The sequence below is a fragment of the Nocardia sp. NPDC003999 genome (assembly GCF_053604885.1).
In genome coordinates this window covers 49,621-63,660 of record NZ_JBSGIB010000033.1, presented here as the reverse complement: position 1 = coordinate 63,660, position 14,040 = coordinate 49,621, and the positions used below count along the sequence as shown (strand labels likewise).

General features: G+C 68.0%; 16 protein-coding genes. 15 read left to right on the top strand and 1 reads right to left on the bottom strand.

The genetic code is table 11. The annotated features are described in order from the left end of the window. The 13 genes from ACWESM_RS35050 to ACWESM_RS34990 form a co-directional block, all read left to right on the top strand. On the top strand, positions 1-761 hold a 761-nt coding region (locus ACWESM_RS35050), incomplete at its 5' end, for a hypothetical protein (RefSeq protein ID WP_452495429.1). Beyond that, positions 761-1,585 carry an ESX secretion-associated protein EspG gene (locus tag ACWESM_RS35045; RefSeq protein ID WP_364433972.1) on the top strand — a complete coding sequence of 275 codons (825 nt, stop codon included), beginning with the start codon at positions 761-763 and terminating at the stop codon, positions 1,583-1,585. The genes ACWESM_RS35050 and ACWESM_RS35045, both read left to right, overlap by 1 nt. A gap of 41 nt (positions 1,586-1,626) precedes the next feature. Beyond that, a complete protein-coding gene (locus ACWESM_RS35040; RefSeq protein WP_397281009.1) occupies positions 1,627-3,228 on the top strand; it encodes a hypothetical protein in 1,602 nt (533 codons plus the stop codon). Further along, the gene (locus ACWESM_RS35035; protein WP_364433966.1) at positions 3,225-4,007 is read left to right on the top strand and encodes an ESX secretion-associated protein EspG; all 783 of its coding nucleotides are present in this window, start codon (positions 3,225-3,227) and stop codon (positions 4,005-4,007) included. Before ACWESM_RS35040 ends, ACWESM_RS35035 begins: the two co-directional genes overlap by 4 nt. Beyond that, positions 4,000-4,497 carry a hypothetical protein gene (locus tag ACWESM_RS35030; RefSeq protein ID WP_364433963.1) on the top strand — a complete coding sequence of 166 codons (498 nt, stop codon included), beginning with the start codon at positions 4,000-4,002 and terminating at the stop codon, positions 4,495-4,497. The genes ACWESM_RS35035 and ACWESM_RS35030 overlap by 8 nt, the downstream gene beginning before the upstream one ends. Continuing rightward, positions 4,494-4,790 (top strand): YbaB/EbfC family nucleoid-associated protein, encoded by a 297-nt coding sequence (locus tag ACWESM_RS35025; protein WP_397281006.1) that lies wholly within the window; start codon positions 4,494-4,496, stop codon positions 4,788-4,790. Before ACWESM_RS35030 ends, ACWESM_RS35025 begins: the two co-directional genes overlap by 4 nt. A 152-nt stretch (positions 4,791-4,942) precedes the next feature. Continuing rightward, positions 4,943-5,263: a type VII secretion target gene (locus ACWESM_RS35020; protein ID WP_356967663.1), complete on the top strand. Its 321-nt coding sequence runs from the start codon at positions 4,943-4,945 to the stop codon at positions 5,261-5,263. Beyond that, positions 5,260-6,600 (top strand): hypothetical protein, encoded by a 1,341-nt coding sequence (locus tag ACWESM_RS35015; protein ID WP_452495425.1) that lies wholly within the window; start codon positions 5,260-5,262, stop codon positions 6,598-6,600. The genes ACWESM_RS35020 and ACWESM_RS35015 overlap by 4 nt, the downstream gene beginning before the upstream one ends. A gap of 13 nt (positions 6,601-6,613) precedes the next feature. Next, positions 6,614-6,919: a PE domain-containing protein gene (locus ACWESM_RS35010; protein ID WP_356967660.1), complete on the top strand. Its 306-nt coding sequence runs from the start codon at positions 6,614-6,616 to the stop codon at positions 6,917-6,919. A 36-nt stretch (positions 6,920-6,955) separates the two neighbouring features. Continuing rightward, positions 6,956-7,960 (top strand): PPE domain-containing protein, encoded by a 1,005-nt coding sequence (locus ACWESM_RS35005; protein ID WP_452495423.1) that lies wholly within the window; start codon positions 6,956-6,958, stop codon positions 7,958-7,960. Continuing rightward, entirely contained in the window at positions 7,957-8,739 is a 783-nt protein-coding gene (locus ACWESM_RS35000) for an ESX secretion-associated protein EspG (protein ID WP_364433948.1), read from the top strand. The genes ACWESM_RS35005 and ACWESM_RS35000 overlap by 4 nt, the downstream gene beginning before the upstream one ends. A gap of 78 nt (positions 8,740-8,817) precedes the next feature. Beyond that, positions 8,818-9,135 (top strand): WXG100 family type VII secretion target, encoded by a 318-nt coding sequence (locus ACWESM_RS34995; protein ID WP_356967654.1) that lies wholly within the window; start codon positions 8,818-8,820, stop codon positions 9,133-9,135. A 42-nt stretch (positions 9,136-9,177) separates the two neighbouring features. Then, a complete protein-coding gene (locus ACWESM_RS34990) occupies positions 9,178-9,471 on the top strand; it encodes a hypothetical protein (protein WP_356967652.1) in 294 nt (97 codons plus the stop codon). A gap of 57 nt (positions 9,472-9,528) precedes the next feature. Here ACWESM_RS34990 and eccE read toward each other — a convergent pair whose 3' ends face one another. Next, on the bottom strand, positions 9,529-11,277 hold the full coding sequence (gene eccE, locus ACWESM_RS34985) for a type VII secretion protein EccE (RefSeq protein WP_452495434.1): 1,749 nt from the start codon (positions 11,275-11,277) through the stop codon (positions 9,529-9,531). Between the two features lie 137 nt (positions 11,278-11,414). Between eccE and eccB the strand changes: the two genes are divergently transcribed. Together eccB and ACWESM_RS34975 are read left to right on the top strand one after the other, a co-directional pair. After that, positions 11,415-12,821, top strand: a complete 1,407-nt coding sequence (gene eccB, locus ACWESM_RS34980) for a type VII secretion protein EccB (RefSeq protein ID WP_452495420.1) — start codon at positions 11,415-11,417, stop codon at positions 12,819-12,821. Between the two features lie 110 nt (positions 12,822-12,931). Beyond that, a complete protein-coding gene (locus tag ACWESM_RS34975; RefSeq protein WP_452495418.1) occupies positions 12,932-14,014 on the top strand; it encodes a hypothetical protein in 1,083 nt (360 codons plus the stop codon). Positions 14,015-14,040: the final 26 nt, after the last annotated feature.

Below are 14,040 nucleotides of genomic sequence, written 5' to 3'. Positions count from 1 at the left end.
AATTCGTCGACCCGAATACCGCGGCACCCCCCACCAACGGTGGAACAGGCAGTGGCGGCGGAACCGGAAACAACAACGGCGGCAACGGCAACAACAGCGGCGGAGACAACAACAACGGCAAATCCAACGCAAACGGAAGCGGTGGCACCGGCGGCGGATCCGGAAGCGGACCCGGCGGCAGCGGCAACGGATCGGGCGCGGGTTCGGGCAGTGGAAACGGCGGGTCCAGTGGAAACGGCGGCACGAGCGGCGCACCCTCGGGCGATCCCGGCCAGGGTACCGGTCCGAGCGGTGCCCCCGGGACCGGCGCCAGCGGCGCTCTCTCCGCCTCCGAGATGCTCAGTATGTTCTCGGAGGTGTTGCAGCTCATCACTTCCGGCATCACGACTCTCGCGCAGCTCGGCAATCAACTTGCCGCCCAGCTCGGCCCGGGATTGCAAGCGCTGACCAAAGCTGTCGAGGACGGCACCCTGACGGTGAAGCAGGCATTGGCCGAGGCTGCCGAGCGGATCGGCGAGGATATAGCTGAGGTCGAGGAGCTACTCCTCCCACCGGGTGCGACCGGGCCGGTCGACTCGCGGGCGCTGTTGCCCAGCCCGAACGAGGCGCTCGAACTACTTCAGCTGGGGGTACCAGGACGTGCGGCGGGCAATCAGCCCGCGGTCTTCCAGGATTTCACGACGGCGAGGTCGATCGATGACGTCGTCGGCGAGCCCGGATCGGCGGGCGTCCCGGGTATCGCGGCGGAGGGTGGCAACTGATGGCACGGACCTGGCGCCTCACCGGCCTCGAATACCTGGTGCTGCGTGAGCGACTGGTGGGACGCCGCACGAGCTGGCCGTTCGCCTACGTCGCCGACGTGAAGGGACATTTCGACTTCCAATTCGTCAAGGCTCGGGTCTGGGGTGAGCTGCAGGCCGCGTGGGACCCGGCGCTGGCCGAGGCGATGGTGAAGTCGATGCAGGCCGATGTGCGGATCGCGGTGCTCGCCCATGATGACAGCGCGCCCCATGATCTGGCCCGGCAGTGGACGATGGCGGGCAAGCTGTTCGGCGACCGAGCGATCCTGGTCGAGGGATTCCGCGTGCGGTCGCCCTATAGTCACGACGAACTGGTGATCACCGAGTGCGATGCGGTGGAGCTCGCACGAGTGATCGTGGACAAGCTTCCCCCGATGGCGGCGGGCGGCCAGTCGCAGGTCGAATTGCTGAGCTCGACGGCCGAGCCCGTGTTCGATCACTGGCACGGTCGCAGTTCGCTGTACGACGAAGGCGACCGCGATGTCGACACTCGGAGCCGAGGGTGGCAGGCCGCGCCGAAATCCACGGTCGGCCGGATCGAGATCACGCACGGTCACTCGAATTTCGGCCCGCGCGGGCAGGTGACCAAGTGGATCTTCTGGGAAGACCATCCCGGCGATGGCCGCTACATCGTCGATGCCGGGCCGCCGGTGGCCGCGGTCGCGACCGATGCCGAGCGGCTGGTGCGGCTCATCGAACGGGAATGCGGTGAACTGCAGCGCGTCCGGGGGGACGAGTCGCGCGGTGGAATCTCGCGGCTCAGCGTCTACGACGACGGCCGTTGAGATGACCGATCCGAACTGATTGCGCTGATAGGAGTTGCGACATGGCACTTGATTCCGATGTCTCGGACAACACCAAATGGGCGAGCTTGGGCGGCGCGGAGCTTCTGCTCGAGGCGGGGACGGCGCAGAAGTGCGCACAGCACGTCGAGGACATGCTGAATGTCGTTGTCGGCGTGCACAGCTGGGTGCAGGGCAACTATGAACGCGCGAGTCCGGTGTTCGCCGCGTGCGCCTCGGGGGTGCAGATGTGGGCCCTGTTCAACTCAAAGATCGCCACCGAGTTGCTGGAACGCATGGATCGGCATCGCAACATCCTCACCAATATGGGCAACACGTTTCTCGCCGCGGGCAAGAAATACGCCCTTACCGAGCACAACTCGGCCGTGAGCTTCGAGGGGATCTCCTTCGACAGCCCGCCGGGCACGCCACCCAGCGGAGCGCCCAAATCGGTGAAGATTCCCCGACATTCGAACAAGCCGGATACCACGACGCTCTACGACCCGGCCTTGTTCTGGCCCGAGGCGGGCTCGCAGCTGGATTGGTCGATTTTGTACAACGTCGGCCAGTCGATCAATGCGCAGGCGGTCGCCGACGCGGGTGGTGTGTGGTACTGGCTGTCCAAGGGGTTGGACCGTGGTTTCGACACCCTGCGGACCACCATCGCCGGTGCGTCGGATCAATGGACCGGCGCGGGTGCGGACGCGGCGATTCTGGCGACCACGCAGTACGTATTCGCCTCCGAGCAGCTCACGACGGATATGAATCTGTTGGGTGACTCGCTGGTGTTCAGCTCGGGCTGGCTGCAGCGGACGAAGAACGGCATGCCGCAGACCCCCGAACCACCGCCCTCGACGACCAGGACGCAGAACGACGCGGACCTGCTCCGGTTCCAAGAGCATTTCCAGACGCATTACACCGAGAACTACACGCATTTGACGACCCATATCGTGGCGCTACCTCAGCCGAACGAGGTGGTGACGCCGAGCCTGAACGTCGGCGGGACCGCGCCGATCGAGGCGCTCGACACGCCCGGTGCAGACGGGTCCGGCGGTGATCCCGGCGACGAGCCGCCGACCGGCCCTGACGACAACGGCGGTGACGCGACGCCCGTCGGCGACAATCCGACGGGCGGTAGCAACCCGCCCGTCGACGGCGACGATCCCTCCTCCGAGCTCCCGAATCCCCAAACAGAAACGGGACCGAACACCTCGAACCTGCCGGAAGGGCTGAAGGACAAACCATTCGAGACGCTGAGCAACCTGCCCGACGACCTGACCTCGAAAGAATCGGGCAGCACCCCGTGGCTGATGAATTCCGCCCTCCTGCCACCAGGAAACGTCCCGTTCGTCGGCAAGGGCGGTGGCGGCGGAGGTGGGACCGGTCGCGTATTCGCCCTGGAACAGCTGAAAAACCAGGAGGCCAAGCTGTTCCCCCGCCTCACCGCCGTTCCGGACGAGAAGTTGACCGGACGGGCCGGACCCGCTGGTGGGCGCGAACCGGGTGTCCCGTTCGGCGGTCACCCCGGCCGCCCGAATGGCGAGGAGAAGGAGAAGAAGCGGTCCGAGCTGCTGGATTCGACCGAGCATCTCGACGAGGCGCTCGGGCAGCCGGGGCTCGCGATCAGACCGGTGCTCGATCGGTGAGCCGCACCTGGCAGCTCACTGATACGGAACTGATCGCCTTGTGGGACAGGCTGTTTCAGGACCGGCTACCGTTGCCGCTGTTCGCGCTGAATCGTGGCGACAACACGCGGGGCTGGGCGCGACTGGCGGCGGCGGCGCTGGCCGGGCTGGACGAGACGGCTGACGGCGCCCTGCACGACGCCCTCACCCGGGTCGCCCATGCCGATATTCGGGTCACAGCGGTGGCGTTCGACCCGCGCGATTGCGGCGACCCCGCAGGCCGGCTTCGCCTGGTCGGAGCCCGGCAGGGCGACGTGGCGGTCCTGATTCGCCAGCTACCCGGCGAAACGCGGTGGCACAGTGGCGGTTATGTGATCACCAGTGGCGATGCCGATCGGCTCGCCGGTGCGGTGGTCGGCGCGCTCCCCGCCCGGGCGGCCGGGCGGGGGCCGGATACTCCGTTGATCACCAGCCCGGCGAGCGCGGAGGCCGACCACCACTACGGCCGGTCTCCGGTCTACGACAACTATGCGGCCGATCGCGCCAGCGCGGCGTGGCTGCGACGGCCCGCAGAGCGGCTCGGAGTGATCGAAACCCGTATGGGTAGTTCGATCTTCGGGCCGCGCGGCATCACGCCCTACCGCATCGAATGGCGAGATCTGGTCGATGACGGCCGCTACGCCGTCGCCGAGACGGCAGGACCGGTCGCGACAGCGGTCGATCGGACGGCGCTGGCGTCCATGATCGCCGCCGATATCGCGACCGTGTCACAGACCATGGAGGACGAGCGACGTGTCTGAACAACCCCCGAGAATCGACGCCGAGTGGTCCGCGGACTCGATGTTCGGCGCGACGATCCATGAGAGCCCGGTTTTCGACGGGGCCGAGGCCGACCCGGAGACGACGCTCGATCGGGACGCGCCGGAACTGGAAGCACCGAAATCTGATTTCACGCCCTATTCGACCGGCGAGGCCGCACTGCGCGGTGGCGACATCGTGGTGAGCGCGACCGATTCGGCTGTGCCGCTGGCGGTTCGGCTCACCGCCGACCAACTCCGGCGCGACCCGGACGATCTCGGTGACGACATTCTGCGGCTGTGCAAGCTCGCGGCCAACCGGGCCGGCTTGCTCCGGCGTGCGTACCTGGCCGAGATCGGTGTCCCGGAATCGGCGCTGGACCTGCTCGAACTGCCGTCCCAGGACGCGGTCGAACACTACGAGCTCGCAGCGGAATCGGAGCACGGGTACGAGCCGCACAGCTGGCTCGACCGGGATGGAGATTCGTGGTGACAGATTTCGCTGCCCTCGAGGCGGGTGCTCGCGCACGACTGGATCGGATGCGACGGCTCGCCGCGGATCTCGCCGCGATCCGGGTCGACCACACCGATGCCGAGGGGGTCATCACCGTGTCGGTGGACGGGGTGGGCCGACTGCTCGATGTCCGTCTGACACAGGCGATCGCGATGCTGTCGCCGTCCGAGTTCGAACGGGTGCTCGTTGCCACCGCCGCTGCGGCGGTGCGGCGGGCTTTGGGAGCGCGCGGACAACTGATCGACGAATTCAACGGTCAAGTGAACAGCTAGCGCTGCCCTGCCCGCAGGGACGAGTCAACGGGCAGGTGAACAGCCGGGGTCGCCGCTCGCGCACCGCTTGCGGACACCGCGGCCCGAATTAGATTTCTGACGCGAGCCGTCTAGGTATCGAGATCACAGAACCAGCCCAGGAGGGTACCGCGATGAACGTCCTCAATGTGCAGCCGCAGACATTCCGCCGATACGGCGAGATTTCGGACGGGATGGCGGCGACGGTCGCCGTCGCGGGGGCCGTCGACCAGGCCGCTGTCATAGCGGCCATCGCTCCGACCTTCGGGTTGATCGGTCACGAATTCCTGACGAGTTTCGCGTACGCTCAGGCCAACCACTTCGCCGCACTGACCAAGCTCGTCGAAATCCTCACCACCACCGCCGATACCGCGCGGGTGGCGGCGGCGTCCTATGAACTGACCGAGCAGCACAGCGTGGCTTCGTTCGGTACGCTGACGGGCGCCGAACAGTGACTCCCGCGCAACCCTCCGCGGCGCCGCTACATCCGACCGTTCTCGACGCGCTCCGAAATACGCCGGCTGCTCCGTTTCTCGATCAGCCGACCCAGCAGTTGCTGGCCGGCATCGGCTTGCCGCAGTTTCCCACTCTTCCACCGCTGCCGGGTCTGCCGGTCCTCCCGCCGCTCGACCCGGCGGCACTGTTCAAACCGGTAACCGACCTGATCAGCGGCTACGGCAACGGCAACCTGGGCGCGGGGGAGTTCGATCCGCAAACGTTGATGCGGAATGTCACCGACGCGGTGCGCACCGCGATGCAGCTGGCCTCCACGGGCATTCAGCTGCTGCAGTCGATGGAGAGCTCAGGGGCAACGGCGGCGACGGCGGCGGCGGTCGACACCGTGGCGACGTCCGCATCGATCTCCGAGCAGGCCGCGCGGATCAACCTGACCACCGGCGGCGCCGCGGGCACCGTCGCTGCCGGATATGCGCAAATGGCGGCGGTAGCGACGCGTTTCGCGCTCACCACCGCAGCGCTCGGGCCCACGCTGGTGACGCCGCCCGGCCAGGCGGCGCTGCTGGCCACCGCCATCGAGGCGGGCACCGAGGCGACGGCGATCACCGCCCAGACCAAGGCGCAGTTGCTGGCGCAGTCGGCGGAGATGACCGAGGCGGGCAAGCCGGTGCCGACTCGCAGCCCGAAACATGCGGACCTCGGCAAGGTCCAGCGTTCGCTCACCCAGACGGTTTCGGCGGCCGGTCCCTCGGCGCCGGATGTGTCGGCGGTCGGTTCGCGGTCCTCCCCGGGATCGGCGTTCGCCACCGCCGGGGTCGCGCCCTCCTCGCCGAACCAGCCCACCGTGACGCAGTTGCTGTCGCGATTGCAGCAGGTGGTGACGCCGTTGATCTCGGTCGCGCAGACCGTCGGGAAAGAGGTCCCCGCGCAGTTCCCGGCCAAGCCTGGCGCCGACCCCGCGGCGCCGGCTCCGACGCGCTCCGCTGCGGCAGCCGTGCCGGTCGGGTCGACGAGTGGGGGAGCGGCGGTCGCCCCGGCGGCGGCTCCGCTGGGCGTGTGGCAAACCGAAGGCGTCATCACGGTGACCGCGAGCCCGATCGGCACGCCGCTGATTTCGGCGTCGGCCTCCACGTACTCGCATGAAGTACTACCGCCTTTCGCACCCGGTGCCAGCTCGATCGGCGACGACCGGGCACGCCCGGGGGGCGGCCGCCAGGAGTCGCCTGTCGATGCCCGCTATGGCGACGAACTGGTCGGAGGCGGCCTGCCCGAGACCGCAGCACCCATCATCGGCGTGGAAACGACCGCCGACCCGGATACGCCATTCAGCCTTTAAGAGGAGAACGTTGATGAGCAGCATCGCGATAGATCACCAACTCGCCAGGATGGCGGCCGGTCGGCTGGACATGCTGGCCGATGACCTGGAGGGCGGGCTACTTCAACGCAGTGACGCGCTGCGTCCGGTGCCGGCAGCCGCCGACCCGGTGTCGCGGCACACCGCGCAGGTGCTGCGACAAGTCAGCGCTTCGTTCGAGCAGTCCTGTCTGGGGGGCGTCGGCGAACTGCGCAAGATCGCCGCGAACCTGCGTTCCCACGCCGACCTCGTCGGGGATTCCGATGACGACGCCGTGCAGTCGTTCCAGCGCCTGGCGTAGCACCGCGCGCCGAACATCGAGACGAGGAGTGACGCGATGGTCGAACTTCCGCACGCCGGTTTCACCGGCACGATGTGGGACGCCGTACCGGCCCAGCAGCTGGCACGCGAGCTGACGACCGGTCCCGGCGTCGTGCCGATGGCCGAGGCGGGGCTTGCCTACGCAGCGCTCGCACTGCACCTGGGTGAGGCCGGTGCCGAGTATCGCGCCATTCTCGCCATTGTCGGGAACGCGTGGGGATCGGATTCCAGCGCGGAGGGCATTGCCCGGTTGGCGCAGCTGGCCGACTGGTTCGACGACCTCACCACCGCCGCCGAGCACAATGCTGCCACGGCCGCCGAGCAGGCCGCGGCCTACGAGATCGCTCAGCTCACGATGCCGCACGTGGACGAGGTGGCGGCGGCGGTGCGGATGGCCGAGGAGACGGTCAGCGGCACGCTGCTCGGCGCACCGCTTGCCGGACTGTTCGACACTGCCGAGCATCAGATCGACGCCTTGCGCGACCACGCCGCCCAGGTGATGCGCACCTACGAGGCGGGCAGTGCGAAGCTGTCCGCAGCGTGGGAGCAGGAGACGGCCCCCGTCGTCTCCGCGGGAGCCGCCCTACTCGCTGAGCAGGCGCCGAAGCCGGTCGGCGACGGGTCATCGGGGCCGCCGCCCGACGCGCAGGCCGTTTCTTCTCCCGCGCTGCGGGGTTCGCCGGTCGTCGACCTGTCGGCATCGACTGTCGCTCCGGCTCCGACCCTGACAGTCGGCGGTGAGTCGCTGGTGATCACGCCGATGCCGCAACCCGTCTCGCCGATCGTGGCGGCAACGGCCGGCGCTCCCGTCGTGGCAACGGCCTCGCAGGTACCGCCACCGTCGATGCTCGCGCCGCCCACGACTTCGCGGGTTCCGGTGTCGCCGCAAGCCGGTCAGCGGGCGGTGGCAGCCGAGGCCGGAGCTCTCGGCGAGCAGATCGTCGTCCAGGCCGGGCTCGCCACCGCACCACCAGTTCTGGGCGGCGTTGCGCAGTCCCGTACCGCCGGGGCGTCGCAATGATGACCCTGACCGTCGATGCCGCCCTCGTCGTCGCCGAAACGCTCGGCGCGCAAACCCTTCCGGTGGTTCTCGCCCTGCGCCCACAACACAGCGAGCACGCCGACTTCCTTGCCGCCCGCGTCGCCGCTGTCGCGGAGCTTTATGCGCGCGGCGTGCTCGACGAGGACGGGAACGTCCTCGACGACGAGCTGACCACGGCGATACTCGCCCTGGCCCGTCCGGAAAGGCAACTGGCCCTGCGGATCCGGCGCGCCGGCGCGCATCGGATCTGCTTGGCCCGGCGCGGCCTGGACCACGCGGTGGCGGTGCGAGTGGGCGACGAAATCCAGGTCGGCACCGTGTGGGGTGACGAGGATCCGGTCGCACTGGCCCGGCCGCTGCTGGCCGCGCTCGGCGCCCGTCCACCCGCGGACATCCCGGTGCTCACCGCACCCACCGCCGAACTGCGTCGACGGCTCGACGACGCGGGAACCACCGAGGCCAGCGCCGCCTACCAGCTCGGCATGTCCGAATCGGACGCGCTGGCCCTTGGGCTGGCACTGCGCCAGTGTATTTCGGTCGCCGAGTTGGTGTGCTACTCCCACCGTGACGGCAGCGCGGAGCGATCGCCCGCCGCCGTCGCCGTGTACGACACCGCGGCCGGCCGGATCATCGGCGGCGGCAGCATGGCCCCTGACGGGCAACCGTGGACGACCTTGGCCCCCGGCAGTGATCGCCGGTTGGCCCATGTCGTCGGTGCGCAGATCGAAGCGCTGCCCGAGGGCCGCTGGATGCCGTAATCGGTACGCGCATCCACCCATCGTCCGGAGTCACTTCTCCGGAATTCTCAACACATCATCATCCGAAAGGAAATGTCAATGGCCGGCGCAGATGCTCTCCACCTTGATTTCGCCATATTTCAGAAGTACGCGAACGCGTACGCCGACGTGATTCCGCCCATCGACAAGAGCGTCGACAACCTCGAGGCCACAGTGATCGCCGCGAAGAAGGATTGGGAAGGTGAAGCCAACGTCGCGTTCACCAAATTCGCCGACGAACTGCAGGCGAGGATCCGCAAAGTGAATGTCGATCTGGGCCAGGTCTCAGAGGCGTTGCGTACCGGTGAAACGAAGGTCGCGGCAACCGAAAACGAGAGCATGGGCGGGTTCACCACGCTGAACACGAATTACCTCTGACCGGAACCGACCGAAACCACTTCTGAGAACGGAACCAGCACAATGTTGTACAACCCGGCGGGCGTCATCCAGCTGATCACCGATATGGACAACTACCACGCGGCCATTACCACGGAGCGGGAAAACGCGCAGAACGCGGCGACCTCGCTGGTGCGGGAGGGCTGGCATAGCGGCGAAGGCGGCGCCGCCGGCTCGTTCCTGGCCAAGCACAAGACCCTGATCGCCGACCTGGACGAGCTGCTCGTACTGCTGAAGAAGGGACGTGACAACGTGCAGGCCGCGCTGGACAAGGCCCGGGCGACCGATCAGCACGTCGCGGACGACTTCGTCTGGTAGATCCGGCACCGAGGAGTCCCCGGGGGCCCGCCGCCAACTGGCCGCGGGCCCCCGTTCTCATGCGGATCGCAGTGCCGGCTCTGGTTGCGGCCCGACCTCGGTTTCGGCGTCGGTTCCAGCGCCCTCGAGATACTCGACTTCCTCCCGGATCGAGACCACCTGGACGGTCAGTTCCCGGCCCGCGCTGCGAATGTGCACCCGCCCGGGCACGTCCGCCGATTCGATCAGCGCGACATCGGCGCCGCGCAGAACCGCCGCTGACTCCCGCGGCGAACGGACATGGACGGCCGTCGCTTCCGACACCTGTCCGGCCGAGGCGATACCGTCGAAAACGATCATCGTCGCCGCGGCCGTGTATCGCGCGCTACCGGACGCGGGCAACGACAGCGCGGCAGGCGCGCCGACCGCCGCGACCAGGCATTCCCATTCACGGGGGCGAACGCTGTGCACGATCACCTGCGCACCCACCGCGATCGCGCGCAGCACCATCAGTTGGGTCAGCCGCAGCGACCCGACGATCTCCACCCGCCGGACCGCGGGCCCGAACAGCGGCACCGCGACACCGAGCCCGTCATCGGTAGCGCCGATCACCTGACCGCACCCTGCGGCCTGCACCGTGAATCGCGACATCGCCGCTGGTACCCCGCGTAGCGCGGCGGATGGCTCGAGGTTCCCGCCGTCGAGCAGGACCTGGCGCTGCAGTCCGCGCAACGGACGCAACCCGAGTTCGGCGGGCGGTTCCTCGGCGTCGTGATGACCGACGCCGGCAAGGTCGCGCCGCACGACCGCGCTCAGCGCGACCATGGTGCCACGCCGGCCCGGCGAGTCCGAATCGACGGCCGGTGTCATGCGCAAGCGGGTCAGCACCGACTTGCCGGGCAATGTCCACACCGCCGCCAGCACCCCCGGTTCGAGCAGGTGCGGCCGGACCGCGTAACCGGCCAGTTCGATGCCGCCGCTGCGCAAGACGCGCCAATCCTCGGCCCACTGCTGTGGGTCGTTGTCGTGCAGGACCGCGGCCTCCGCGGCGGCCAGTTCGTCGGCGGTGAGGATCGATACCCCGACGCCGCTGGCGGCGATGCGACCCGCGACCCGGCGCGTCGCGACCAGGGCGGTGCGGATCATGCCTTCCTGTGCGTTGCCCCGGTTGTCGATCGCGCCGACGTTGTCGAGCGGGTCGAAACGCAGGACCAGCCAGACGGTCTGGGTAGCGGCGGCAGGCAGTGGCCCGAGCAGTTTTTCGTAGACCCGGACGACGTTGTGCGGGCCCTGGGTGCGGACACCGAGCGTGACGACGTCGACGGCGGCCAGCCGAATATCGAACTGGGACAGGCACCGCGCCACATCGGCGAGTGAGATGGCCGCGCCCGCCTCGATCCGAGCCGATCCGAGCAGGGTCGGCCGCACCACGGTGTCGCCGAGCCCGACCATGGTGATCAGGTGGCTGCCGTCCCAGCGCATGCCACAGCGGGCGCCACCGGAGTCCGGGATATCGACATCGAACGACTCGGGGCGTGGTTCATTACCACTACCGCGCCGATTGCGCCACCAGAGCGAGCCGCGCATTCCCAGAATTCGCCAAACATTGGTTTTCCAAACTCGGACGCCACCGAGCAACGCAATTGTGATCCCGATGCCGAGAGCTAGTCCAATATCTGCGCAGAGGGCGATGGCTGTGGTGGCGGCCGTTGTTCCCGCGGCCGCCGATGGCAGCACGATGGACAATGGAATCCGTGTGAACAGTTCGCTCGGACCCGAAGTCAGCAATGGCACAACAGGTGATTCCCGGGTATCTTCCGGCGGCATTATCTCGCTATTCATTCAGAACATCTCCATTCGGCGCTCGCCTGTGTGGTGCGGTAGCCTCTCATATGTCGTACGAGTGTGCACATTCAGGCACACGGTGTTCATGCGCACGTGTTCGTGCGCACGGAGGAGTTGAAATGCCGGCACAGTTGACGACCCGGGCGCAGGTCAATGGATACAGATTTCTGTTGCAGCGTTTCGAGCACGCGCTGGTTCGCCGCGATGTGCGAATGCTGCACGATCCCATGCGCATCCAATTCCGTTCGTTGCTGACGGGTTTGGTGCTGGCAGTGCTGGTGACGGCAGGCTGCGGCGTCCTGGCGTTCCTGCGGCCGCAGGGGCAACTCGGCGATGCCGAGATCATCATGGCCGGCGACAGCGGTGCCCTCTACGTCATGGTGGACAAGACCATGCACCCGGTGCTGAATCTGGCTTCGGCCAGGCTGATCACCGGCACCAGTGAATCACCGACGTCGGTGCCGGATTCGAAGCTGGCCTCGGTACCGCGCGGACCGATGCTCGGCATCCCCGGCGCACCCGCGTCGCTGCCGGGGGCGGTCGATCGCGATCGCTCCGAGTGGACGCTGTGCGAAGACGCGACCGACGGTTTGCGCAGTACGGTTCTCGACGGCGTGCCACAGCTCGGCCCGCAGATCCGGCCCGCCTCACCGGATGAGGCGGTGCTCGCGACCTATGACGGCGCCACCTACCTGATCTACGACGGCAAGCACGCACGCATCGATATGAGCAGTGAAGCGGTCGTGGCTACCTTGCAGATTCGCGACATGCGGCCGCGGCCGATCGGTGCCGGACTGCTCAACGCGACCGCCGCCGCCCCCGAACTCCTCGCTCCGGCGATACCCGACGCGGGTGCGCCCAGCGCCGTGCGCGTCGGCAATGTCGTTGTGGGGTCGGTGATCCGGGTCCAAGGCGTCAACGGCGCGCAGCCGTATGTGGTGCTCGCCGACGGGCTGCAGAAGATTTCGGAGTTCACCGCGCAGGTACTGCGCACGTCGAACTCGATGGGGCATACCGTCATTCCGCTGCTGTCCCCGGACGCGATCGGCGGTCTGCCGGTGCTGAACACCCTGCCGATCGGGCAGTTCCCGGCCGGCGTCCCGTCCATCGTCGCCATGGATACCGATCCGGTGGCCTGCGCGAGCTGGGCGCGTAGCGCGAGCGATCAAGCCGCCACCCTGCGCTTGCTCGTCGGCAGGCAACTGCCGCTGGCGTCCGGCCGGACACCGGTGCGTCTCGTCGGGGGCGAGGCTGCCCACACGGCCTATATACCCGCTGCCAGCGGCGAATTCGTGCAGGCCACCGGTATCGAGCTGGACAGTACCCGGCGCGATGGCCTGTTCTATGTCACCGACACCGGCGTTCGATTCGGTATTCCGGACGCCGCGACGGCAGTCGTGCTCGGACAGACCGCCGAGCCGAAGCTGGTGCCGTGGCAGATCATCAGTCAACTGCCAGCCGGGCCGATGCTGGATCGCCAATCCGCCCTCATCGCCAGGGATGTCGTCCGCACCGGCGGGGCGTAGCCGGTGTCCGCGGGTGACGAGAAGGTGAACGGCTGTGGCGACCAGATCATGCCCGGTCGCCGCCCGTGCGTGGGCTGGGTACTTTCCTGGCAGTCGAGCGCGAAGGGAACTTGCTGATGCCGCGGATTGTGGGCAGGCGAAGCGATGGCGGCGTGGTTGTCGCTGCCGGCGGGGTGTGTGTCATCGTCGGATCCGACGCCCTCGACGCCGCCGGGCACTGTGCGACACCGCCGGAGCAACTGCGGGTGATGTTGGTCAGCGCCACGGCCGACGACGGCGATTGCACCGTTACCGACGAGCCGATGCCCGCCGGTCTGCTGTCGCCGGCGCAGCTCGCGACTATCCTGGCCTGGGAGGTCGGGTTCGTCGAGGGCGAACCAGGCGACAGTGAGCGGCCCGGACTGAGCAGTGCCGAAACCGAACTCTACCTACGCTATCGACCTGATACCGGGGACGACTATCCGAACAGGCCGGCCGTGGCGGAGGTCGACCGCCCGTTCTTCTCGCTCGAACCCGTCATCGTGCCCGCACCGGTCGGGCCGACCGATGCGCCCGAGTTCGCCGACTATGCGTCCGCGGCGCTGGTTCAGCTCTGCGCATCGATGGCCCATGTCGACGATCTGTCCGCTGCCGAGGTCGTCGGCGCGGCAGCCGAAGACCTGATCGACCGCGTCAGCTATGCCCAGACGGTCGAGGAGTTCTATCCGGCGCTGGCGCAGGCCGTTTCGACGCAGACGGTGCCCGATCCCGCCGTCGAGGCGGCCGACGGCGTCGACCGCGACGAGATCCTGGGCTTCTTCGCCCGCCTGCTGGCGGAGCTGGATCGGCGGCGGCCCTGGCCCGACCCGGTCACGGTCGCGGTCGACCCGCGCACCTGGCCGACGCCGGGGTCGAGCAGGCTCATCGGCTGGCTGGATATCGGCATCTCCGCCCTGGAGTGGGCGGTGAAGGCGGGCTTTGCGGAGGTTCCCGACGACGATCAGGCGGTGCTGGTCTTGCGTTTGCGGAGCGGCCAGCTGATCGCGCTGGTGGGGGAGCAGGACCCGGACCCGGCGAGGTTCATGGTGCTGCTGCCCGATCTCGACGGCCAGCAAGACCCCGTGGCGGTGATCGCGTATCTATCGCGATACGCCGGACTACGGGTCGAATTCGATGAACGGGCGGCAGCGATGGCAGAGGTGGCGGCACAGTGATACGACCGGAGAACGCGAGCACGGCG

What these genes read in the sequence shown, in the direction of transcription:
- ACWESM_RS35045 (WP_364433972.1), top strand. Translation starts at nt 761, where the DNA reads ATGGCACGGACCTGGCGCCTCACCGGCCTCGAATACCTGGTGCTGCGT.
- ACWESM_RS35040 (WP_397281009.1), top strand. Translation starts at nt 1,627, where the DNA reads ATGGCACTTGATTCCGATGTCTCGGACAACACCAAATGGGCGAGCTTG.
- ACWESM_RS35020 (WP_356967663.1), top strand. Translation starts at nt 4,943, where the DNA reads ATGAACGTCCTCAATGTGCAGCCGCAGACATTCCGCCGATACGGCGAG.
- ACWESM_RS35010 (WP_356967660.1), top strand. Translation starts at nt 6,614, where the DNA reads ATGAGCAGCATCGCGATAGATCACCAACTCGCCAGGATGGCGGCCGGT.
- ACWESM_RS35005 (WP_452495423.1), top strand. Translation starts at nt 6,956, where the DNA reads ATGGTCGAACTTCCGCACGCCGGTTTCACCGGCACGATGTGGGACGCC.
- ACWESM_RS35000 (WP_364433948.1), top strand. Translation starts at nt 7,957, where the DNA reads ATGATGACCCTGACCGTCGATGCCGCCCTCGTCGTCGCCGAAACGCTC.
- ACWESM_RS34995 (WP_356967654.1), top strand. Translation starts at nt 8,818, where the DNA reads ATGGCCGGCGCAGATGCTCTCCACCTTGATTTCGCCATATTTCAGAAG.
- ACWESM_RS34990 (WP_356967652.1), top strand. Translation starts at nt 9,178, where the DNA reads ATGTTGTACAACCCGGCGGGCGTCATCCAGCTGATCACCGATATGGAC.
- eccE (WP_452495434.1), bottom strand. Translation starts at nt 11,277, where the DNA reads ATGCCGCCGGAAGATACCCGGGAATCACCTGTTGTGCCATTGCTGACT.
- eccB (WP_452495420.1), top strand. Translation starts at nt 11,415, where the DNA reads ATGCCGGCACAGTTGACGACCCGGGCGCAGGTCAATGGATACAGATTT.